The 21,826-nt window shown below is 65.5% G+C and carries 20 protein-coding genes and 1 tRNA gene; 12 read left to right on the forward strand and 9 right to left on the reverse strand.

Annotation, left to right across the window (positions count from 1 at the left end; all coding sequences use genetic code 11):
• Nucleotides 1-287: 287 nt before the first annotated feature.
• The 5 genes from prmC to BMZ21_RS12420 form a co-directional block, all read right to left on the reverse strand.
• On the reverse strand, nt 288-1,172 hold the full coding sequence (gene prmC, locus BMZ21_RS12400; RefSeq protein WP_244543817.1) for a peptide chain release factor N(5)-glutamine methyltransferase: 885 nt from the start codon (nt 1,170-1,172) through the stop codon (nt 288-290).
• A gap of 28 nt (nt 1,173-1,200) precedes the next feature.
• On the reverse strand, nt 1,201-1,446 hold the full coding sequence (locus BMZ21_RS12405) for a hypothetical protein (protein WP_091834108.1): 246 nt from the start codon (nt 1,444-1,446) through the stop codon (nt 1,201-1,203).
• Between the two features lie 61 nt (nt 1,447-1,507).
• Nucleotides 1,508-2,593 carry a peptide chain release factor 1 gene (gene prfA, locus BMZ21_RS12410; RefSeq protein ID WP_091834112.1) on the reverse strand — a complete coding sequence of 362 codons (1,086 nt, stop codon included), beginning with the start codon at nt 2,591-2,593 and terminating at the stop codon, nt 1,508-1,510.
• Between the two features lie 62 nt (nt 2,594-2,655).
• Entirely contained in the window at nt 2,656-4,923 is a 2,268-nt protein-coding gene (ptsP, locus tag BMZ21_RS12415; RefSeq protein ID WP_199777405.1) for a phosphoenolpyruvate--protein phosphotransferase, read from the reverse strand.
• A 118-nt stretch (nt 4,924-5,041) separates the two neighbouring features.
• Nucleotides 5,042-6,598, reverse strand: a complete 1,557-nt coding sequence (locus tag BMZ21_RS12420; RefSeq protein ID WP_091834115.1) for an alpha,alpha-trehalose-phosphate synthase (UDP-forming) — start codon at nt 6,596-6,598, stop codon at nt 5,042-5,044.
• Nucleotides 6,599-6,823: 225 nt separating this feature from the next.
• Here BMZ21_RS12420 and otsB point away from each other — a divergent pair, with 225 nt between their 5' ends.
• Nucleotides 6,824-7,612, forward strand: coding sequence for a trehalose-phosphatase (gene otsB, locus BMZ21_RS12425; RefSeq protein ID WP_091834423.1), 789 nt, complete (start codon nt 6,824-6,826; stop codon nt 7,610-7,612).
• Nucleotides 7,613-7,626: 14 nt separating this feature from the next.
• The gene (locus tag BMZ21_RS12430; protein ID WP_091834117.1) at nt 7,627-9,465 is read left to right on the forward strand and encodes a glycoside hydrolase family 15 protein; all 1,839 of its coding nucleotides are present in this window, start codon (nt 7,627-7,629) and stop codon (nt 9,463-9,465) included.
• A gap of 6 nt (nt 9,466-9,471) precedes the next feature.
• Here BMZ21_RS12430 and metW read toward each other — a convergent pair whose 3' ends face one another.
• Both metW and metX read right to left on the reverse strand, forming a co-directional pair.
• Nucleotides 9,472-10,095, reverse strand: a complete 624-nt coding sequence (gene metW / locus BMZ21_RS12435; RefSeq protein WP_091834120.1) for a methionine biosynthesis protein MetW — start codon at nt 10,093-10,095, stop codon at nt 9,472-9,474.
• Between the two features lie 2 nt (nt 10,096-10,097).
• Entirely contained in the window at nt 10,098-11,276 is a 1,179-nt protein-coding gene (gene metX / locus BMZ21_RS12440) for a homoserine O-acetyltransferase MetX (protein ID WP_091834124.1), read from the reverse strand.
• Between the two features lie 421 nt (nt 11,277-11,697).
• Between metX and BMZ21_RS12445 the strand changes: the two genes are divergently transcribed.
• From BMZ21_RS12445 to BMZ21_RS12460, 4 genes are all read left to right on the forward strand, one after another.
• A complete protein-coding gene (locus BMZ21_RS12445; RefSeq protein ID WP_091834127.1) occupies nt 11,698-12,531 on the forward strand; it encodes a chorismate mutase in 834 nt (277 codons plus the stop codon).
• 23 nt (nt 12,532-12,554) lie between these two features.
• The gene (hisC, locus tag BMZ21_RS12450; RefSeq protein WP_091834130.1) at nt 12,555-13,664 is read left to right on the forward strand and encodes a histidinol-phosphate transaminase; all 1,110 of its coding nucleotides are present in this window, start codon (nt 12,555-12,557) and stop codon (nt 13,662-13,664) included.
• The gene (locus BMZ21_RS12455; protein ID WP_091834133.1) at nt 13,661-14,605 is read left to right on the forward strand and encodes a prephenate/arogenate dehydrogenase family protein; all 945 of its coding nucleotides are present in this window, start codon (nt 13,661-13,663) and stop codon (nt 14,603-14,605) included. The genes hisC and BMZ21_RS12455 overlap by 4 nt, the downstream gene beginning before the upstream one ends.
• 116 nt (nt 14,606-14,721) lie before the next feature.
• Nucleotides 14,722-14,797 (forward strand) — tRNA-Thr (locus BMZ21_RS12460).
• Between the two features lie 433 nt (nt 14,798-15,230).
• Here BMZ21_RS12460 and BMZ21_RS12465 read toward each other — a convergent pair.
• Entirely contained in the window at nt 15,231-15,434 is a 204-nt protein-coding gene (locus BMZ21_RS12465; RefSeq protein ID WP_091834137.1) for a hypothetical protein, read from the reverse strand.
• A gap of 1,446 nt (nt 15,435-16,880) precedes the next feature.
• Here BMZ21_RS12465 and BMZ21_RS31140 point away from each other — a divergent pair.
• The 5 genes from BMZ21_RS31140 (at nt 16,881) to BMZ21_RS12500 (ending at nt 20,540) form a co-directional block, all read left to right on the forward strand.
• Entirely contained in the window at nt 16,881-17,003 is a 123-nt protein-coding gene (locus BMZ21_RS31140; protein ID WP_091834147.1) for a BrnA antitoxin family protein, read from the forward strand.
• 227 nt (nt 17,004-17,230) lie between these two features.
• Nucleotides 17,231-18,007 (forward strand): hypothetical protein, encoded by a 777-nt coding sequence (locus BMZ21_RS12485; RefSeq protein WP_167561618.1) that lies wholly within the window; start codon nt 17,231-17,233, stop codon nt 18,005-18,007.
• Between the two features lie 127 nt (nt 18,008-18,134).
• On the forward strand, nt 18,135-18,848 hold the full coding sequence (locus tag BMZ21_RS12490; RefSeq protein WP_091834153.1) for a hypothetical protein: 714 nt from the start codon (nt 18,135-18,137) through the stop codon (nt 18,846-18,848).
• Between the two features lie 155 nt (nt 18,849-19,003).
• Nucleotides 19,004-19,735, forward strand: a complete 732-nt coding sequence (locus BMZ21_RS12495) for a TIGR02391 family protein (RefSeq protein WP_091834156.1) — start codon at nt 19,004-19,006, stop codon at nt 19,733-19,735.
• A 25-nt stretch (nt 19,736-19,760) separates the two neighbouring features.
• Entirely contained in the window at nt 19,761-20,540 is a 780-nt protein-coding gene (locus tag BMZ21_RS12500) for a hypothetical protein (protein WP_091834162.1), read from the forward strand.
• A gap of 330 nt (nt 20,541-20,870) precedes the next feature.
• Here BMZ21_RS12500 and BMZ21_RS12505 read toward each other — a convergent pair whose 3' ends face one another.
• Nucleotides 20,871-21,353: a helix-turn-helix domain-containing protein gene (locus tag BMZ21_RS12505; RefSeq protein ID WP_091834164.1), complete on the reverse strand. Its 483-nt coding sequence runs from the start codon at nt 21,351-21,353 to the stop codon at nt 20,871-20,873.
• Nucleotides 21,354-21,418: 65 nt separating this feature from the next.
• Here BMZ21_RS12505 and BMZ21_RS12510 point away from each other — a divergent pair, with 65 nt between their 5' ends.
• On the forward strand, nt 21,419-21,760 hold the full coding sequence (locus BMZ21_RS12510; RefSeq protein ID WP_091834167.1) for a hypothetical protein: 342 nt from the start codon (nt 21,419-21,421) through the stop codon (nt 21,758-21,760).
• Nucleotides 21,761-21,826 lie beyond the last annotated feature (66 nt).

A 21,826-nucleotide genomic window follows, 5' to 3' on the forward strand; every position in this document is an offset into this window, starting at 1 on the left:
CGTGCGTAGGAAATTCGACCTGAAAGGGCTCTGCGCCGATATGGGTCTTCACGCGCTCTTTCCATTGGAGCCTTACCGGCTCCCCCTCCGAATGGCTGTCTCGCGCATTCGAAGTCTCGGTCTCGCTATGTCAGTAACGTCGATTCTCGCAGTGATCCGAGGGCTTGGTCTGCTCGGCAGGGCCCAGCCAAAGGTCATGAGCTGTCGACACTGTCTTCAAGACCATGCGTGCATAGCTGGTTTTGCGGCCTGTTCCAAGCAAATTCGCGCAGCTTGCTGTGCACGGCTCATCGACGATGCCCGAAGACGAGGCCGCGAATATGGCCGCCGAGATCGCGATGGGACGCGAGATGGTGCAAGCCCGCCTGCTCCATCAGTGCGATGACAGCCTCTTCCTGTCCGGCGCCGATCTCCAGGATGACGAGACCGCGAGGATGCAGATGGTCGGGCAGGGCAGCGGCGAGGGCGCGATAGGCGGTAAGGCCGTCCGGGCCGCCGTCGAGGGCGAGTAACGGATCGTGCTCGCGCACATTGGGGTCCAGGCCAGCGATCTCGGCGCTGCCGATATAGGGCGGATTCGACAGGATGAGGTCGAAGCGCTCGTCGATCCCGGCAGTCCAGTTGCCCTGACGAAAGGCGGCGCGCTCGGCGACGCCGTTGCGCGCGGCATTGCCCGTCGCGGTCGCGACCGCATCCGGCGACAGGTCGATCCCGAGCCCGGTCGCCTGCGGAAATTCGCGCAAGGCTGCGATCAGGAGGCAGCCCGTTCCGGTGCCGAGGTCGAGCGCGCGCAGCCTCTCGTGCCGGCGCGGTGCGAGATGGCTGAGCGCCGCCTCGATCAGGGTCTCGCTATCCGGACGCGGCTCCAGCGTGCCCGGCGAGAGGGCAAAGCTCAGGCCCCAGAACTCGCGGGCGCCGAGGATGCGCCAAAGCGGGGCGCCGGCGAGGCGCCGAGCAAGCGCATCGTTGAGCCTGATGGCAGCAGCCTCGTTGATCGGATCGCTGCCGCCGGCGAGGTCCTCGATCAGGATACGGGCTTCGAAGGTGAAATCGGCGATGCCGCCGCGCTTCAAGACGAGCGCGATCGCCTTCCGGGCTGCAGAAATGCTTTCGCCCGCTGCCGGCAAGGCAACGGGCGCGTTTCCGTCGGTCGGTTTGGCCGTGCCGGTCAAGCGTATCCTTGGGCCGGCACGCGGCCGGTCAATTGCCCTGCATGCCTTCCTGGACGCAGGCGTTGATCTTGATCCGCAGGGCGGACTTGCTTTCCTTAGCGCCGCGATACTGACGCTGACAATCGCGCCGGGCCTGCGACTGCGTTTTGGCTTTCTGCAGCGTTGCCGGTTCGCCGCTCAGAACCTTCTTCGCGGTCCGCTCCTGGGCGCCCGCGGACACCGGCACGAAGGCGACGGCGGCGGCAAGGGCAATGGCGCTGAACAGGACTTTCATCTCTCGATCCTCCCCGTGGAAACAGTCGATGCATCCAGAACGCGGGAGAGTGGCGAAGGTTTCACACGCTGCCTTGCTCGGCGAGCAACTCGGCCTGCCGCTGGGCGGTCAGCGCATCGATGATCTCGTCGAGCACCAGCCCCTGCATCATCTCGTCGAGCTTGTAGAGGGTGAGGTTGATGCGGTGGTCGGTCACGCGCCCCTGCGGGAAGTTGTAGGTGCGGATGCGCTCCGAGCGGTCGCCGGAGCCGACCTGCGAGCGCCGATCGGCCGAGCGCTCGGCATCGGCGCGACTGCGCTCCATGTCGTAGAGCTTGGCCCGCATCAACTCGTAGGCGCGCGCCTTGTTCTTGTGCTGCGAGCGCTCGTCCTGGACCAGCACGACGGTGCCGGTCGGGATGTGGGTGAGGCGGACGGCCGACTCGGTCTTGTTGACGTGCTGGCCGCCGGCGCCCTGCGCCCGCATCGTGTCGATGCGCAGATCCTTCTCGTCGAGGTTGACGTCGACCTCGCCGGCGAGCGGCAGCATGGCGACGGTCGCGGCCGAGGTGTGGATGCGCCCGCTCGTCTCGGTGTCCGGCACGCGCTGCACGCGGTGCACCCCGGATTCGTACTTCAGCCTGGCATAGACACCCTTGCCGGCGATTTCGGCGATGACCTCCTTGAAGCCGCCCACCGTGCCCTCGCTCTCGGTCAGGATGTCGACGCTCCAGCTCTTGCCGGCCGCATAGCGCTGGTACATGCGCAGGAGGTCGCCGGCGAAGAGCGAGGCCTCGTCGCCGCCCGTGCCGGCGCGGATTTCGAGGATGACGCCGCGCTCGTCGGCAGCGTCCTTGGGTAGCAGCGCGATCAGGATTTCGCGGGCGCGCCCCTCGATCTCGGCCCTGGCCGCATCGCGCTCCTCATAGGCGAGATCGCGCATCTCGGCGTCGGTGGCGGGGTCGTCGATCATCGCCAGCGCCTCCTCCAGCCCGGACTGAGCCTTGCGCCAGGCGGCAATCGCCGCGACGACGGGATCGAGCTCGGCGAGTTCCTTGGACAGTTCGACGACGCGGGCCGCCTCTGTCGCATGGTTGATGGCCTCGCTCGCCGCGGCATGGCGGGCGACGATCGAGTCGAGGCGGTCTTGCGGGAGCTGGAGCGACATGATGCGGAAACGATCTGAACGGAAAAACGGGGAGGCGTGCGCGATCGGCGCGTAAAGCGTCGCTAGACCGGCACCTTCATCTCGGCGGCGAGGGCGGCGAGCAGTGGGCGCAGGCTGGCGGCGCTATCGGAAGAGGACATCCAGGCGTCGAGGCGCTGGCGCGCCTTGCCGGCGTCGAGCGCGCGCAGCATCGCCTTGACCGGGCCGACCGACGCTGCCGACATTGAAAACGAGCGATAGCCGAGCGCGATCAACGCCAGCGTCTCGATCGGCTTGCCGCCCATCTCGCCGCAGACGGTGACCGGGCAGTTCGCCTTGCCGGCTTCTTCGACGATGTTGCGCAGCGCGCGCAGGCCGGCAATGCCGAGCGGGTCGAAGCGATCGGAGACACGCTTGTTCTCGCGATCGGCCGCGAACAGGAACTGCATCAGGTCGTTGGTGCCGATCGAGAGGAAATCCGCTTCGCGCGCGATTTCCGGCAGCTCGAACAGCAGCGAAGGCACTTCGACCATGACGCCGAGCTTCAGGCTGGCCGGCGCCGGGCGGCCGTCGCGCTCCAGCATGTCCAGCTCGCGCCGCACCAGCGTGCGTGCGCGCAGGAACTCGTTCACCGTGGCCACCATGGGCAGCATGATCTTCATATCGCTGCCGGCGCCGGCCCGCAGCAGGGCCCGCACCTGCGCACGCAGCAGCCGGGGGCGGTCGAGGCCGATGCGGATGGCACGCCAGCCCAGCGCCGGGTTCTCCTCTTCCAGCCGCTCCATATAGGGCAGCACCTTGTCGCCGCCGATGTCGAGCGTCCGGAACGTCACCGGGCGGCCGTTCGCGACCTTGAGCACCGCATCGTAGAGCGCCTGCTGCTCGGCCGTGGTCGGCATGTGCTGTGCCACCATGAACTGCAGTTCGGTGCGGAAGAGGCCGACGCCGGAGGCGTTGGTCTCCTCGAGATTGGCCATATCGACCAGCAGGCCGGCATTGATCTGCAGCTGGATCTCGACGCCGTCCTTGGTTACCGCGGCCTGCGTCTTGAGCTTGCGATACTGCTCCTGCTTGCGGGCGCGCAGGCGGGCCTTGTCCTTGTAGGCGTTCTCGACGTCGGGCTGCGGCCTGATCTGCACCTCGCCGGCCTGGCCGTCGACGATGACCGCATCGCCTGCCTGGATCAGTGCGGTGGCGTTGGCGATCTCGCCGACCGCCGGGATGTTGAGCGCGCGCGCCACGATGGCGATATGGCTGGTCGGGCCGCCCTCCTCGAGCACGACCCCGCGCAGATGCCGGCGGTCATAGTCGAGCAGCGCCGCCGGACCCATCGAGCGCGCGATCAGGATGGCATTCTCGGGCAAATCCTCGCGTGTGACGCCATTGGACTTGCCGACCAGCGTGCGCAGCAACCGGTTGGCGAGGTCGTCGAGATCGTGCAGGCGCTCGCGCAAATAAGGGTCGGTCTGGCGCAGCATCTTGGCGCGGGTGTCCGACTGCACGCGTTCGACCGCGGCCTCGGCGGTGAGTCCGGTCATCACCACTTCGCGCATCCGCCGCAGCCAGCCCTGGTCGTGCGCGAACATGCGGAAGGTCTCGAGCACATCGCGATGCTCGCCGGTATGGGCGACGTCGCCGCGCTCGATCAGCTCGTCGATGGCGAGCCGCATCGTCGCGATCGCCGCCTCCAGCCGCTGCACCTCGCGGCCGGGGTCCTCGGCGATCAGGTTGGTGATCGCGACGCGCGGTTCGTGCAGTACGGCATGGCCGAGGCCGACCCCGTCGGCGAGGGTGGTGCCGATGCTGTGGATTGGCCGGTCGAGCCCGATGGTCGCGCCGGGTTTCGACAGCGCCTTCAGGCCGCCGGCGGCGATCATCTCGGCCATGATCATGGCCGTGGTCTGCAGCGACTCGACCTCGTCCTCGCTGTAGACGCGCGAGGCCCGGTTCTGCACGACGAGCACGCCCATCACGGCTCCACCGCGCAGGATCGGCACGCCGAGGAAGGAGCGATAGATCTCTTCGCCGGTCTCCGGGCGGTAGGAGAAGGCCGGGTGCGATTGCGCGTCGGATAGCGCGAGCGGTTCCGCCTCGCTGGCGATCAGGCCGACGAGGCCTTCGCCGGCTCGCATGGTGGTGAGATGGACCGCCTCGCGGTTGAGGCCTTCGGTGGCGTAGAGTTCGAGCGAGGAATCTTCACGCAGGACATAGACCGAGCACACCTCGGCCACGAGGTTGCCGGCGATCACGACGACGAGCCTGTCGAGCCGCTCCTGCGGACTGACCGGTGCCGCCATCACCTCGCGGAGACGGCGCAGCAGCACGCCCGATCCCCCGAGTGCGCCTCGCATCAACAAAGCCCTCCGCCCGCCTCCACGGCTGTTTCAGCCGGATACCCCCCGCAGACCTGACACCGCAACCGCTGAGTCGCAAGCGCAAGCTGGGTTGACTGCCCCTAGCGGGCTGCTTCTAGCCAGCGGAGGGAGCGTTCGGCAAGGCCTTGCCGCGCGCCGCGCCGCCTTTGCCGTGTGTCGGTTGGGAGGCCTGAGGAAGCATATCCGCGCGTGCGAGGCTGTTAGTAATGCCCGATTTGCGTGTGTTGCGCCGCGTTTTGGGTCGCCCCGGCGGCACGATGTCGCCGCTGGGGATATCGAGGCCGGAGAGGGCAGCGAGATAGCGCGACGTCCACCAGTCGATGTCGGTCGAGGAGATCGTCGCGTAGAGCCGCTCGAAGCGGCGCTGCCGTTCCGATAGCGGCATGGCGAGTGCGGTCCGGATCGCCTCGGCCACCTCATGGGTGTCGAACGGGTTGACGATCAGCGCCTCGCCGAGTTGGTGGGCTGCGCCGGCGAAGCGCGACAGCACCAGCACGCCGGGATTGCTGGGATTCTGCGCCGCGACATATTCCTTGGCGACGAGGTTCATGCCGTCGCGCATCGGCGTCACCAGCCCGACCTGCGCGCGCCGGTAGAGACCGGCGAGAGCGCTGCGCGAATAGGCCTTCTTCACCACCCGGATCGGCGTCCAGTCGAACTCGCCGAGCGCGGCGTTGAGGCGGCCGGCGACTTCGTCCGACATCCGGTCGAGCTCGGCATATTCGGGTACGTCGCTGCGCGAGGGGGGCGCGATCTGCAGCAGGCCGACATCGCCGCGGTATTCCGGATGGTTGCGCAGGAAGGTCCCGAAAGCCTCCAGCCGCTGCACGATGCCCTTGGAATAGTCGAGCCGATCGACACCGATCACCAGCTTGCGGCTGCCAAGAGGGGCAGTCGTCGCCCGCACCGGCTGAGTCGCCGCCCGGATCGACGCCTGGGCGAGTTTGCGGAAACCCTCGACGTCGATGCCGATCGGGAAGGCCTGCACCACCGCTTCGCGCTGGCCGGTTCTGACCCGGTTGCCGTCGCGGTGCGCACCGCAGAGCGCGACCAGCCCGCCGATCAGGTTGGCGACGTCGTTCTGGGTCTGCAGGCCGATCAGGTCGTAGGCCGTCATCGTGCTGATCAGGGTCGATGAGAAGGGCAGGGAGCCGAACACCTCGGCCGGCGGCCAGGGGATATGATGGAAGTAGCCGATCCGGTTGGTGACGCCGCGCCGCCGCAACTCGGCCGCGAGCGGGATCAGGTGGTAGTCATGGATCCAGATGACGTCGTCGGGCTTGAGCAGCGGGATGAGCAGCCGGGCGAAACGGCGGTTGACGCCGAGATAGCCGGCATAGTCGGCGCGGGTGAACTCGGTCAGGCCGAGCCGGTAATGCATCAGCGGCCAGAGCGCGCGGTTGGCGAAGCCGAGATAATAGCTCTGGCGCTCGGCCTCGGTCAGGTCGGTGACGGCGTAGCTGACCTTGCCGTGCTTGACCGGCTCCAACTGCGCCGCAGGCTCGCTGCTGACCGCTCCGCTCCAGCCGAACCAGAGGCCGCCATGTTGCTCGAGGGCCGAACGCAATGCGACTGCCAGGCCACCTGCCGCCACCTTTTCGCCGCGTTCGGGCATGGTGACGCGGTTGGACACGACGACAAGACGCATGATGCCTCACATTTTGCTGACGCTGCCGCAAAGGCGCGGGAACAGAACGCGCGGGCAGGCGTAATGTTTCGTGTGACGCCGGCTTTGCCGGCCGCTTCGCGTCGCCGCCGTGACCGGATCTTGGCGACCTCGCGCCAAACTGAACCTCGAATGTGGCGAGGAGGGGACGCTTTCACGATTGTCGTCCTTTCGCCCGTTTCACCCTCTAACCAGGTCGTCATGTCACAGATGCTGAGTCCCGGGGTCGCTGAACCTCCCGCAAAAGCCGTTGCCGTCAGCGGGCAGATCGCGCTGTTCCTCGATTTCGACGGAACCCTGGTCGAGATCGCGCCCTCGCCGGAGGATGTGCGGATCGACCGGCGCCTGCCTGAAGCCCTGGACGCATTGCGTCAGCGGCTCGGCGGCGCACTGGCCCTGGTCTCCGGGCGCCCAGTGGCGCTGCTCGACAAGATGATGGCGCCCTATCGCTTCGACGCTGCCGGTCTGCATGGCGCCCAGATCCGCCTTGGCAGTGAGGATGCGCCGGTCGCCGCTCCCGCGGAAGCGCTCCACGCTGCGCTCCGCGCCATGGTTCGCTTCGCCAACTCCAATGTCGGCGTCATCATCGAGGACAAGCGCCAATCGATCGCGTTGCACTGGCGGCTTGCGCCTGCGCTCGCCGACGAAGCGCTCGCACTGATGGAAGGCCTCGCCGCCGAAATCGGCCCGACGATGCGCCTACAGCGCGGCAAGGCTGTCGCTGAGTTGGTCCCGGCGAGCGCAAGCAAGGGCGGCGCTATTACCTGGCTGATGCAGCAGGACGCCTATGCCGGGCGCACGCCGGTCTTCGTCGGCGACGACGTTACCGACGAGGATGGCTTTGCCGCGGTCAATGCGGCCTCGGGTCTGTCGATCCGGATCGGCGATGGCCAGACCTGCGCCCGCCATCGTCTGGCCTCGCCTACGGCACTTCGCCAGGTTCTGCTCGCTGCCGCCGACGGCGGCGACCTCACGCTCGAAACCTTTCTCCAGAACTGACTTCAGGAACCGGCATGACTGTGACGACCACCGCTTCGCCGCGCGTCGCCTCGCTCGATCTCGGCGTCATCGGCAATTGCTCGATCGCCGCGCTGATCGACCGGCGTGCCCATATCGTCTGGGGCTGCTTTCCGCGCTTCGACCGCGACCCCGTCTTCTGCTCGCTGATCGACAACCAGATCGACGACGGCGACGCCGTGCCGAAGAAGGGCGTTTTCGCCATCGAGATGGTCGGGATGACCCGCTGCGAGCAGAGCTATCTCGACAACACCGCGATCCTCTCCTCGGTGCTGTCAGACGACCAGGGCAATGCGCTGGAGATTCTCGACTTCGCCCCGCGCTTCGTCCGTTTCGAGCGCTTCTTCCGGCCGCCGCAGCTGGTGCGCCGTGTTCGCCGCATCTCCGGGCGCCCGCGCATCCGCGTCGTGGTCAAGCCTTGCCTCGGCCTCGGCGAGGAGCCGGACGAGATCACCCGCGGCTCGAATCATGTCCGCTTCGTCGGCGCCGACCAGACGATCCGGCTGACGACGGACGCGCCCGTTTCCTATGTGCTGGAGAGCATTCCGTTTGCGGTCGAGAAGCCGTTCTCCTTCTTCATCGGCTCGGACGAGGCGCTGCGCGCCGAGATCGAGACGACCTCGCGCGAATTTCTCGACAAGACCACCGACTACTGGCGCGACTGGGTCCGCTCGCTCTCGATTCCGTTCGAGTGGCAGCGCGAGGTCATCCGTGCCGCGATCACGCTGAAGCTCTGCTCCTTCGAGGAGAGCGGCGCCATCGTCGCGGCGCTGACTACCTCGATCCCGGAGGCCCCGGGCACGCAGCGCAACTGGGATTATCGCTTCTGCTGGCTGCGCGACGCCTATTTCGTCGTGCACGCCCTCAATCGCCTGGGCACGACGCGGACGATGGAGGACTATCTCGGCTTCATCACCAACATCGTCGACACCTATTCGGAGAGCGGCGCAGAGCACCTGCCGCCGCTCTATCCGATCACGCGCGGCGGCGAATTGCGTGAGTTCGAGGTGCCTAACCTCGCCGGCTATCGCGGCCATCAGCCCGTGCGCGTCGGCAACGGCGCCGCCACACAGATCCAGAACGACGGCTATGGCGCCGTCGTGCTCGCCGCGACCCAGTCCTTCTTCGACCGCCGCCTGATCCAGCCGGGCAAGGAGGCGCTCTTCGCGCAGCTCGAACGCATGGGCGAGCGCGCCATCGCGGTCTTCGACAAGCCCGATGCCGGCCCCTGGGAGCTGCGGGAGAAAGAGGTGGTCCACTCATTCTCCAGCGTGATGTGCTGGGCGGCCTGCGACCGGCTTGCCCGCATCGCCGGCACGCTCGGCCGCGCCGATCGCAAGGAATACTGGCGGGCTGAGGCCAAGCGCCTGAAGGGCATCATCACCGAACGGATCTGGAACCAGGAGAAGGGTCATTTCGTCTCGACCTTCGACGGCGCCGATCTCGATGCGACGCTGCTGCTGATCGCCGAGCTCGGCTTCGTCAAGCCGGACGATCCGCGCTACATAGCGACCGTGGAGTCGATCGGCCGCGAGCTCGGCCGCGGCGACCTGATCCTGCGCTATGGCACGCAGGACGATTTCGGCTTCATGCACACCGGCTTCCTGATCTGCGCCTTCTGGTATGTCGATGCGCTGCACGCGATCGGCCGCAAGGACGAGGCGAAGGAGCTCTTCGGCCGCATCCTGCAGCGCCGCAACAGCTTCGGCCTGCTCTCGGAGGATGCCGATCTCGAAACCGGCGAGCTCTGGGGCAACTTCCCGCAGACCTATTCGATGGTCGGCCTGATCAATTCGGCGATGCGGTTGAGCAGGAACTGGGAAGAGGCGTTCTGAGCGAGGCTACCCCCGCTTCAGCAGGAACACCGCCTGCGCACCGAAGAGGTTCCAGAACCACCAGGGCGCGCTGACGCCAACCCTGCCGCCCGAGACGTCGAGCGCGACGGCACGTTCCTTTTCCGCGCCGACGGCGTCGCACAGCGCAACGAAGTCGCGGATGGTGCAGAAATGGATGTTGGGCGTCTCCCACCACGCATAGGGCAGGGAGTCGGTCACAGGCATCCGACCCATGAAGAAGACCTGGGTGCGCATGCGCCAATGCCCGAAATTCGGGAAGGAGACGATGGCGCGCCGGCCGATGCGCAGCATGTGTTCCAGCACATCGCGTGGATTGCGGGTCGCCTGGATGGTCTGCGAGAGGATGACGTAGTCGAAACTGTCGTCGGGATAGTCGGCTAGATCCGTGTCGGCATCGCCCTGGACGACTGAAAGGCCGCGCGCGACGCAGCCGGCGACGCCTTCGCGCGACAGTTCGATGCCGCGCCCGTCGACGCCGCGCGTCTCGGCGAGCAGCGACAGCAACTCGCCGTCGCCGCAGCCGACATCGAGCACGCGGGAGCCCGGTGTCACCATCTCGGCGACGAGCCGCAGGTCGATGCGGTTGGTCTGGGTGTCCGCCAGCGCCATGCTCAGATCCCCCTGGCCCGCGCCGCGGCGCCAATGAAGCCGCGCGTCGTCGCGAACAGGTTGGGCTCCTCCAGCAGGAAGGCGTCGTGGCCCTTGTCGCTTTCGAGCTCGACGAAGGAGACCGAGGCGCCGGCCGCGTTGAGGGCGTGCACAATGGCGCGCGAGTCGGCGGTCGGGAACAGCCAGTCGGAGGTGAACGAGGCGACGCAGAACCGAGTCCGCGTCCCGGTGAAGGCCTTGGCCAGCACGCCGTCGTGGTCGTCGGCGAGGTCGAAATAGTCCATCGCGCGCGTCACGTAGAGATAGGAATTGGCGTCGAAGCGCTCGACGAAGCTGACGCCTTGATGGCGCAGGTAGCTCTCGACCTGAAAATCAGCGTCGAAGGTGAAGGTCGGCGCGCTGCGCTCCTGCAGCTTGCGGCCGAACTTGCGATGCAGTGCCGGCTCCGAGAGATAGGTGATGTGCGCGCCCATGCGCGCCACCGAAAGCCCTTTCGAAGGCCTTGTGCCCTCGTCGAGATAGCGGCCCTGGCGCCAGTCCGGATCGGCCATCACCGCCTGGCGGCCGACCTCGTGGAAGGCGATGTTCTGGGCCGAGTGCTTGGCGGCGGTGGCGAGCGGCAGGGCGCTGAACACCCGCGTCGGATAGCTCGCCGCCCACTGCAGCACCTGCATCCCGCCCATCGAGCCGCCAGCGACGCAGAACAGGCTGTCGATCCCGAGCGAGTCGACGAGATGCGCCTGCGCCCGCACCATGTCGCGGATCGTCACCATCGGGAAGGACAGGCCCCACGGCTTGCCCGTCGCCGGATTGGTCGAGGCCGGGCCGGTCGTGCCCATGCAGCCGCCGAGCACATTGGCGCAGATGATGAAGAAGCGGTCGGTGTCGATCGGCTTGCCCGGCCCGATCATCGCCGTCCACCAGCCGCCCTTGCCGGTGACCGGGTTGCGGCTCGCGACATACTGGTCGCCGGTCAGGGCGTGGCAGACGAGGACGGCATTCGACCGGGACGCATTCAAGGTGCCGTAAGTCTGGTAGGCGATCTGCCAATGCTCGAGCACCGCGCCGGAATCGAGCTGCAGGGCCTTGTCCGGCCCGAACTGGACGAGCAGGCTCGACGGCTGATTGGCTTCGGCCAGCGGATCGGCGAGGGGTTCGGGAGCTTGCGTCCGGTTCGGCATTCGGATTTGTCTTGTCGCCCGGTCCGTTCGTAATAGCGGATATTACCGATGGCGCGGCTCTTCCCGTCTGTCAACGCAGCGATGCGTCGCGAACGCTTTGCCAAGCCCCTCGGTGACCGCTAAGAGACCGGCACGATTGAGAGCCTCGAACAAAACCTGAGCAGGTCTGGATGGGTCTTGGAGGAGTCGGATGCCACGAGGAGCGCGCAGCCGATATCCTTCGATATCGGCAAGTCGCTTCGACGCCGCAGGCGGCCCTCCAAGGCCCACCTTCGGCGCTGGGAATTCGCCCGCCCGCGGCGTCGCGCCGCTTGCCGATACCAACGGTATCGGCTGCACGTCGCTCCTGGCGGATCGGACGAATTGCCGGCGTCCAGACCTGCTCAGGTTTTGTTCGAGGCTCTAACGAAGTCTGGCCATCATGACGCAAGCCGCTCCGACCACGCTCGCCGACCTGCGCAGCGAGATCGACCGCATCGATGCGGCGATGCACGGCCTGCTGATGGAACGCTCGCAGATCATCGAGACGCTGATCGCGATCAAGAAGACGCAGGTGTCCGGCTCGGCCTTCCGCCCTGGCCGGGAGGCCGACATGATGAAGCGCCTCGCCTTGCGCCATCAGGGGCTGCTGCCGCTCGACACGGTCGAGAGCATCTGGCGCATCATCATCGCGACCTTCACCTTCGTGCAGGCGAACTATTCGGTCCATGCCGACATCTCCGGCGGCGATGCGGCGATGCGCGACAGCGCTCGCTTCCATTTCGGCTTCACCGTGCCTTTCGTCACCCATGAGGACGCCCGCGCCGTGATCGCGGCGGTGGCGGATTCGGCCGGTGATCTCGGCATCTTCCGCATGGACCTGGGCGCCAGCGCCGGCGTCTGGTGGCGCGACCTGATCGGCCCCGCCCAGCCCAAGATCATCGCGCGCCTGCCCTTTATCGAGCGGCCCGACCATCCCGCCGGCACGCCGGTCTACTGCATCGCCAAGCCGCTGACCGACGCCGCCGTGCGCGAGATCGTGCTCTATGCCGCCCGGGTCGAGCGCTGGTCGGAGCAACTTCGCCACGGCCTCGCCCAGCATCTCGCCGAAGTCTCGGCCAGCGCCGCCGACGGCTCGCATCTGGCGCTGCTGGTGGCGGCGTCCGGCGAGACGCCGGTCGACGCCATCCGCAGCGCACTCGAACCCGCGGGCCTCAAGGAGCTGACCGAGATCGGCAGCCACGCCGCCCGCTTCGCCTTCAAATCCGTCCGCTGATCACTCCTTCAAGGTCCAGCCCCATGGCTCTGCCCGCTTCCCGCCCCGTTCCGCGTCCCGGTGTCCTCGACATCGAGGCCTATGTCCCCGGCAAGTCGTCGGCCCCGGCCGGCGTCAAGCTGCACAAGCTCTCTTCCAACGAGACCCCGCTCGGCCCGAGCCCGAAGGCGATCGCGGCTTATGGCAACCTCGCCGGCAAGCTGGAACTCTACCCCGACGGCTCGGCCACCAAGCTGCGCGAGGCGATCGCCGGCCGCTACGGGCTCGACGCCAACCGCATCGTCTGCGGCACCGGCTCGGACGAGTTGCTGCAGCTGATCACCAAGGTCTATCTCGGCGATGGCGACGAGGGCGTGTTCACCGAGCACGGCTTCCTCGTCTACAAGATCGCGATCCTCGCCGCTGGCGGCAAGCCGGTGATCGTGCCCGAGACGAACCTCACCGCCGATATCGATGCGATCCTCGCCGCGGTTACGCCGCGCACCAAGATCGTCTTCCTCGCCAACCCCAACAACCCGACCGGCACCTATCTGCCCTTCGACGAGGTCAAGCGCCTGCAGGCCGGCCTGCCGCCGCATGTCCTGCTGGTGCTGGACGCGGCCTATGCCGAATATGTCCGGCGCAACGATTACGCCTCGGGCCTCGAACTGGTCGCGACATCAGAGAACGTCGTGATGACCCGCACCTTTTCGAAGATCTACGGCCTGGCGAACCTGCGCCTCGGCTGGGCCTATGGTCCCGCCCACATCATCGATGCGCTGAACCGCACGCGCGGCCCCTTCAACGTCAATGGCGCCGCGATCGAAGCCGGTGTCGCTGCTATCGCCGACGAGGCTCACATCGCCTCGGCGATCGAGCACAACGACAAATGGCTGGCCTGGACCACGGCCGAGCTGGAGAAGCTCGGCCTTATCGTCACGCCTTCGGTCGGCAACTTCCTCCTGATCCATTTCCCGGCCGCGGCCGGCAAGACCGCCAAGGAGGCGGACGCCTTCCTGAGCCAGCGCGGCCTGATCCTGCGTTCGGTCGCCTCCTACGGCCTGCCGGATGCGCTACGCATGACCATCGGCAGCGAGGAGGCCAACCGCCTCGTCGTGGCGGCCCTAGCCGAGTTCCTGGGCAAGGCTGCGTGAGCGCGCCGGAAACATTCGCGCCGCGCCGCGATGAGCCGCTCTTCGGGCGGCTCGCCATCATCGGCATCGGCCTGATCGGCTCCTCGATCGCGCATGCGGCCAAGGAGCTCAACCTCGCCCGCCATATCGTGCTGAGCGACGCCGACCCCGATGTCCGCCGGAGAGCTCGCGAGCTCGATCTCGGACATGAAGTCGCCGAGAGCGCGCTCGAGGCTGCGCGCGACGCCGACCATATCGTGCTCTGCGTGCCGGTTGGTGCCTGCGGTGCAGTCGCGGAGGAGATCGCGCCCGTGCTGAAGGCCGGCGCGATCCTGTCGGATGTCGGCTCGGTCAAGCATGCGGTGGTCGAGGCCGTGAGCCCGCATCTGCCCGAGGGCGTGCATTTCGTCCCGGCCCATCCGGTCGCCGGCACCGAGAATTCCGGCCCCGATGCCGGCTTCCCCAGCCTATTCCTCAATCGCTGGTGCATCCTGACGCCGCCGCCCGGCACGGACGAGGCTGCGATCGCCCGCACCCGTCAGTTCTGGGAGGGCATGGCGGCAATCGTCGAGGTGATGGGCTCGCAGCACCATGACCTCGTCCTCGCCATCACCAGCCACCTGCCGCATCTGATCGCCTACAACATCGTCGGCACCGCCGAGGATCTCGCGGCGGTGACGCAGTCGGAGGTGATCAAGTTCTCGGCCGGCGGCTTCCGCGACTTCACTCGCATCGCTGCGTCCGACCCGACCATGTGGCGCGACGTCTTCCTCGCCAACAAGGAGGCGGTGCTGGAAATGCTCGGCCGCTTCAACGAGGATCTCGCGCTGCTCACCCGCGCCATCCGCTATGGCGACGGCGAGACCCTGCACAAGCATTTCACCCGCACCCGCGCCATCCGCCGCGGCATCGTCGCCCTCGGCCAGGAGAAGGCCGAGACGGAAAAGCTGAAGAAGCGCTGAGCGGCAGGCGCGCTGGTGTCCCCGCGGGATTCCCACAGCCGGGCGTGAATTCCATGCCTCCGGTGGGCTTGTCTGCCTTGTCAAAACGGGGTCGGGCTGATACAGCCCCACCCGTCGCCGCAATAGCTCAGCTGGTAGAGCACCTCATTCGTAATGAGGGGGTCGGGGGTTCGAATCCCTCTTGCGGCACCAGCGAATTCGGTAGTACTTTCAACAATATATGAGAGCTGGGCGCCCGAGCGGTTGTCCAGCTCTTTTTGTCTCTGGGTGGTGATCAGGGTAACGATTCGCCCGCAGATGCGGTGTTCAGCCAGCTTGGCCGAGCTCTGCGATCACCGTGGCCATAGATTCGCAGAAGTTCACCGTAATCATCTATGGGGAATGATTGGGCGACAGCACGCTTGCCGAAGCGGATCAGGAATTCAGCCTGCCGCTGATCGCGACCGCCATGCGCCGATCAAATGGGCGCCCCGTGTCGGGATGCCCCGCCCAACGCCACAAGTCGGGGCTGCCAGGGATGCGCCATTCAGCGGCGACCCACCCTGGGGAATCTTCGACGATCGCGTAACACGCACCGATGGCGTCGAGCCGCGCGAGATGCGCGCGGACGCGCTGAGCGACCGGCCTACGCATCTTCCAGCACCTTCAACGCGCCGCCGCTGATCGGGGCCGGCTTGGGAGCCGGGACCGCGAAGGCTGCGCCGTCGTCGCGCTCGGCGCGCTCGAAAGCGCGGCGCAGAGCGGGATCGCGGAAGAGAGACGAGAGGGGCGAAAATCCCGTGCCGTTAGACGGCGCGGGCGTGCTATTACGCTCGACAGCTTGGGCCATGGGTCACTCCATCGGCTCGGGTTAGGGCCGGCGCGAGAGGTGGTGCTCTTGCCCGGCCTGTTTTTATGTGTCACCGTTATTGCGCAATGTCAATATCGGTAACACCAAAAAAGAGAGGGCGCCCAGCGACAGGGCGCGATCCTCACCTGACGCTCCGGATGCCGCCGAGGATCACGGAGGCTATCGATGCGTTCGCGGCTGATCAGAAGCCGCCTCTGTCGCGCTCGGAGGCCGTGCGCACACTGGTCGCCGAGCAACTGACCACACTGGGCCTGCTGCCTCACCGCGAGAATTCCGAGGGCGCTAACTGATCATGCGTGCCGTCAAATTCGGTGCTGCTGCCTTCGTCGCGACCTTGATTTTCCTCAATCTGATCTCTGGTCCCCTGACCTGCAATTCCGGATGGGGCTCGCCCTCCATCGGTTCTCCAGGCGCGTGCTCGCATCACGGCGGTGTGGATCGGACTCCCGTGTTCCTGCGCTTTCTAGCTAGCGCGGCGGCGGGAATAGCCGTCGGTCGGTGGGCGGCGAAACGAGGAGAGGCGCCCGTGCGGCAGCCCGCAAACGTCGTTGCGGCTCAACGAAAGCGTGACGAGCAACTGGAGCTCCAGGATGAGCCGTTGCGCCGCAACCTGGAGGCAAGGCTGGCTCCGCCCAACGCGACGACCAACTGCTCGAAATGCTCGGGTCCGATGACCGGCATTGTTGAAGCAGGCGTGATTTTCCTACGGTGCACTGACGTAGATTGTGGGCATGAAATGGCGATCGACCCGTCCAGGGTGAAGCGGAAGAGGCGCCGCTAACCATGAGCGACTTGGTTGAAGGCATAAAGCTGTTGGGCGGCATAGCGGGCCTGGGTACAGCCGCATTCACAATTTACGATCGTCTCGTGAAAAGCAGGCCTATCGTGAGCTTGATGGCGGCCGCTGACCGATACGACGGGGTCGGCGATCTCTATCTTCGCGTCGTAAATAGGTCCGACAGGGAGATCGTGATAACAGGGATCCGGTCCAACCCCGACCTTTCAGTTCGGTTGCATGACGACACCGAGAGCATAATCGAGGGCGAGTTGGGCTATGAAGCAGCCCGGTTGGTAGCTCCTGACGAGACCGTGTTTATACAGGTCTTTCTCGATGACGAGCTTCGGGAGACGCTACCTGCATCCGTATTGGAGCTTCGTTTCTCGGTAGACTGGCATCGAGCCGCGGGGCCAACTTGGCTGAAGGGACTGCCCCTGCGAGCTACAATTCGGGGCGATGACCTTGCTCGCGTCCTAAAGGACGCGGCCCGCCGCAATGTGCGGTCGCCGACGGCGCCTCTATCCCCCCGCGACCTATAGAGTTGCCACAAGCGCGCGCGACAAGGCCGAGGCCTTGTTCAAGGCTCCTGCGCCGGCTGCTGCCCCGGGCCGGCCGCAAAGCACACTGTGGTGCCTGGAGCCAAGGAGATGGTGACTCTGCGGATCGACACCGCGGTGCTTGCCCATTTCCAAGACGGCGGCCCAGGTTGGCAGGATCGGATCAACGACGTCCTGCGCCAGGCGGTGCCGTCGCCCGTCGACGAAGGTTAGAATCCCGACGAGCTCAACTCCTTAAATGACGGGTGACCCTACAGGGGATTACCGAGCCATTTATCCCGTTGCGCGGTTCTCCGAGGTGAGATCGACTGCCATAACGGCGGCTCGCTACCAGCGGGGCCGGCATTGGGGTAGGTTTCGTGCGCATTGTCTCCGAAAATTCCGACGAGGACCTCGCGACGAGGCAAGCTGAGCGTCAGCTTGGGTTCGAGCTTCGTGAGATGGCCGCCAACCTGCTCCGCGTGATTAGGGGCGCCGGCCGCCCTGGCGATCTCAGGATGCAGTTGCTGCACTGCCTGCAGACCTACGAAGCCCACGGCGAAGCTTCAGGCTATTATCCGATGCCTGAGGTGGTTGCGCGGATGCTGGACGCCGATCGACCGTGGCCTCCTGCTGCCGGGGGTGATCGGCGGGAAGACGACTGGAGCGCCGACCTGGACAAGGCGGGGGAACTCTACTTCGAGCAGAAGCTTTATCAGCGGAAGATCAGGAAGGCGGCTCTTCAGATCGTCGCCTCGAGCCTGGCCGGACAGCGCACCCAGCAGAGCCGCGGCGAGAGCGACCTCATGGAAGCTCTGGGTGGCCATCAGAAGGCGACGCTAGAACTGTCCGCCCATTGGGCGTCTCAACGCGAAGCATCATTACCTTCCAGGAAGCCGAGGGCGAGCAAGCCAAAGAAGGCCGAGATTAAGGCCGTGGTCGCGCTTCCACCGACAACCGCGGCCAAGGTTGCGACGCCGATCGCTCCGCCTCGACCTCAGCCCAAAGCCAAGCCGGCGCCGGACCCGTTCAAGCCGCCTCCGTATGAGGTCCGTCAGGACTTCGGTCTCCCTGCGGATATCAGGGCCGAGTTCGGCGTTGGATCGGTGCTCGAGCTGGTCGACCTGCTGAACGAGGAGTGGAAGGCTCAGAGTCGGCGCCCGTTGGCTCAGGGGAGCTTCCCCCGTAACGCTGCCACGCTGGCTTTCGTCGTCAAGGAACTCAGGCGCATGCGATAGGCGGGCTCTGCTACAGGGACAGAACTGGTGCCCAGGGGGACAGTTCCGGCCGCGACAGGGACGTTTGACGGGGACAACCAACTCTTGGCAAAGGCCCTCCCCTTGCGGAAGCCCCGAGCACTCCCGGATGCTGCGCCAGGTGCGCAGCAAGGAGATCGACATGGAGGCCGCTTACGCCGCGTTCGCGGGGGCATTGGGGTGGGCTTTGCCCTTTGCGGCCGCGGCAGTGATCATCGTTCTGGCTTTCAAAGCGAAGCTCGGATCCTTGATCGACCGCGTGAAGGGCTTCAGCTTGTGGGGTAACAAAGCTGAATTGGCGGAGACCCAACAGCAGCAGGTGGAACAGGCGGCGGCCCCAGCAATCTTGCCTCCCCCCGCGCCGGGCCGCCGTGAATTGCCCCCAGAGCCGATCAGCACGATCGCACCGATAGAGCAGGACATGCGTGAGCGCCTGCAAACCGGATCTCCAGGCGATATTGAGGCTCAGTTGGCATGGGCTATCCGCGTCGCAGCCAGCGCGATTATGGATCGCGATATGGAGGTGATCTATCGTGTGATCTTTGGATCGCAGATCGCCGCTATCAAGGAGGCGAACCTGCGGGGCGGCGCTATCACGGTCAAGCGAGCAGAGGAGATTTTTGAGCAAGCCAAGGCTCGGTTTCCCGCGCTACACGAGAGCCGCCCCCTCGACCAATGGGCCGAATTCATCTTCCAACGTGGGTTGGCCACACGGCCTGAAGAACCTGTGGGCCCCGACTCACTGTCGCACCTTACCGATCTTGGAAAGCAGTTCTTGCTCTTTCTGACGGCCAAGGGGCTATCTGAGGACAGATACGGTTGACCCTACCTGACCGCCACTCCTTCACGACGAAGCCCGGCGGCCACCGCCGCCGCGGCGATTGACGGTCCCTCGCCGTCGGGGCGGTGCTCTCGCTTGCTCTCCGCGGCGGCGCCAGGATGATAGAGGATTTGATTTGGTGAGGAGGAAGACGCCCAGTGCACCTCGTCGATCTCATACCTGATTCCGACACGCTCCTTGCTCTGTCCCCGGAAGAACTCGGGCTAGCGATGCTCCCCTCTATCGAGGCTTGGAAGGACGGCGCTCACGGAATCGAGCTGTCGCGCTTTCTTTCGACCGTATTCGGACCAGGCGCGGGCAATTACCCATCCGGCAATCGGACAGAGATTTCAGACGCGTTACGCGAAGCCTGGGCTTGGCTGGAGGGGGCGGCGCTGATCATTTCTGCCCCAGGACTGGGAGGAATACACCCGAACCGAGTGCTAAGCCGTCGAGCTCGGCAGTTGGTGACGGGTGGCGATCCGCGGGGTACCTTTGCAGTTCGAAGCTTGCCGAAGATGCAGCTCTTCGAATCAATCAGAGAAGATGTCTGGCACCTTTTCCAGCGCGGCAAATACGACACTGCGGTCTTCGAAGCGATGAAGGCTGTTGAGATAGCTGTCAGAGAAGCCGGCGGCTTCGGTCCTGATCTGGTCGGCGTCGGCTTAATGAGCGAAGCCTTCAAGGCCGGCGGTCCGCTCGCGGATCCTGATGCCGAGCGGGGCGAGCAGGTGGCGCTTATGAACCTCTTTCAAGGGGCGATCGGCTCTTTCAAGAACCCGCATTCTCACCGCAAAGTAGCGTTGGGACCCGACGAGGCGGCCGAGATACTGCTCCTTGCCACGCATCTCCTCCGGATAGTCGCATGGCGCAGGATGATGATGACGTGATCCGCCTCTCCAGCCGCACGCCCTGATGCCATTCTTCTCACCCGTCGCCCTTGTGGACATGCGCGACAAGCTGGATTGGGCAGGGGCCCGCCAGCGGCAGCTCACCGAGGAGCTCATCGGGCGCGACTGGGCAACTGACTTAGGCAGGGAGCACGCGCAGCATGGAGCAGCCAGGCGGCTTGCAATCCTCTACCAATGCATCGAGTCGGTCTTCGAACTTATTCCACCGAGCGCGGACGACATACTTGATCGTGAGGTTAGGCTGCGGGGGACCGTCTTCATCCAGTCCTTCGTTCTCAACGCCTTTGGCCTTGTAGATAACCTTGCTCACGTCTGGGTGGCGGAGCGGGCCATCAGGGGACCCAATGGGCGTCCACTGGCCCGACGGGAGATCGGCCTCCGTTCGCTGAATGCTGCCGTGCGCGCTTCCTTGTCTGTTGAGGGACAGGCCGAGCTAGCGGCGTTTGACAATTGGTTCGCCTATCTAACGGACTTCAGAGACCACCTGGCGCATCGTATACCGCTATACATCATACCCTTCATCGTCGCTCCAGAAGACGAAGACGAGCACAAGAGGCTATCAGGCGAAGTAGTAAGCGCGATCCGGCGAGGAGAAGCGGATGAGGCCCGGGCGCTCAAGGCCCAACGTCGGCGCCTCGAGCATTTCCGGCCGTGGATGAAGAGCTCCATTCATGACCCAGGACCACCTGTCGTCTTTCATCCGCAAATGCTAGCTGACTTCGCAACGATCGAGCGCATCGCGGTACTGATACTGCGGGAGCTGGATCAGACTGCGGGCTTATGACGAAGAGGTTGGGGTAGCCGCGATGCACCATGCCGGCCCGAAGGCTCCCGGTGCGAACGTCCGAAACGCTCACGACCTTACTGCCGCGATGCTCGATGTCGCCTTTTGCAAGGCCCCCGTGCTGTACGTCCGAAAACGGCTCGCGGTTTTGGTAGTCGCGATGTCCAATGCCGGCCTTGCGGCCCCCCTGGACTGAACGCCCGAAACGCTCACGACGTGAGAACAATATAGGCGCCCGATCGGCAAACCTCAACGCTGGCATCGTGGAAAGCTGCAGCGTTGCTCAACATAGTGGCCGAGGAGGGAAGGGGGCTAGGGCAATCGCGCGGTTCACTGCACGCTGTCTGTTGGCTGATGATGGCCGCCGGCCTCGCGCTCCGGTCGCTCGACGCCGCAGGCCTTGCTCATCAGCCCCTCGAACAGAAGCAGCTCCTCCATTGTGAGGTCCGTGATCTTCGGGAAGCGCTCTGGCATCAGGCGTTCGCCGTTCTTCCCAGTGTGCTCCGCCGCATATCGCTCCTTGTACTTCTCCGGCCGGCGCGCCTTCAGCATGAAGATCATGAGCGTGTCGGACGTGCTCATGGCCCGGCGCCGTGCCTCGTCCTCGAGATTGTCGGTACCCGTCTCGATAGCGTCGTCCCAGGCCGCAGCGAACTCGCCGTCTCGTTTTCGCCAATCATAGACCGTCTGCCGGCCAATGCCCGCCAGCTTTGCCGCGCCAGCGACAGACAGGCCCTCGCCAAGCGCGGCCAGAAAGCGCTCGCGCGGCCCTGTCCCGGCCGTCAGCGGGGTAGCCAGGGGGTTCTCTGTCATGACGAACTCCCCTCTTGAAACGTGTTCAATTGCTGGTCTACTGCGTGCCGACGCAGGAGGGCCGAATGAGATTCATCAGCCTGGTTATTGCCCTGACAGTTTTCGGACCTGCCGTCGCATGCGACACAAACGACATCGAGATTCAGCAGTCTAGCTGGCGCGTGGATGGCGAATATACCCGAGTGGTCGGGGAATTTAAAAACGGCTGTACTGAACCAACCGGCGCTCAACTCCAGCTCGTATTTCGGCGAAAGTCTGGCGAGATCGTCCATGTCAAAGATTTCTGGCCTGCGTCGACGAATAATGTGAAGGCGGGAGCGCTCCATGCCTTCGGTACCATGGATCGTCTTGCCGGTCTCTCGTTCGACCAGGTGGACGTTAAAGTGATCGCGGTAAAGCGCTGGTAGTAGGGTCAGCTGCGATCGTCCGCGCATCACCGCGTCGAGCTTCACCGGGCCGATCTTGCGACTGAT

Origin of the sequence: Allobosea lupini, assembly GCF_900109525.1 — a bacterium.
GTDB classification, from domain to species: Bacteria; Pseudomonadota; Alphaproteobacteria; order Rhizobiales; family Beijerinckiaceae; genus Allobosea; species Allobosea lupini.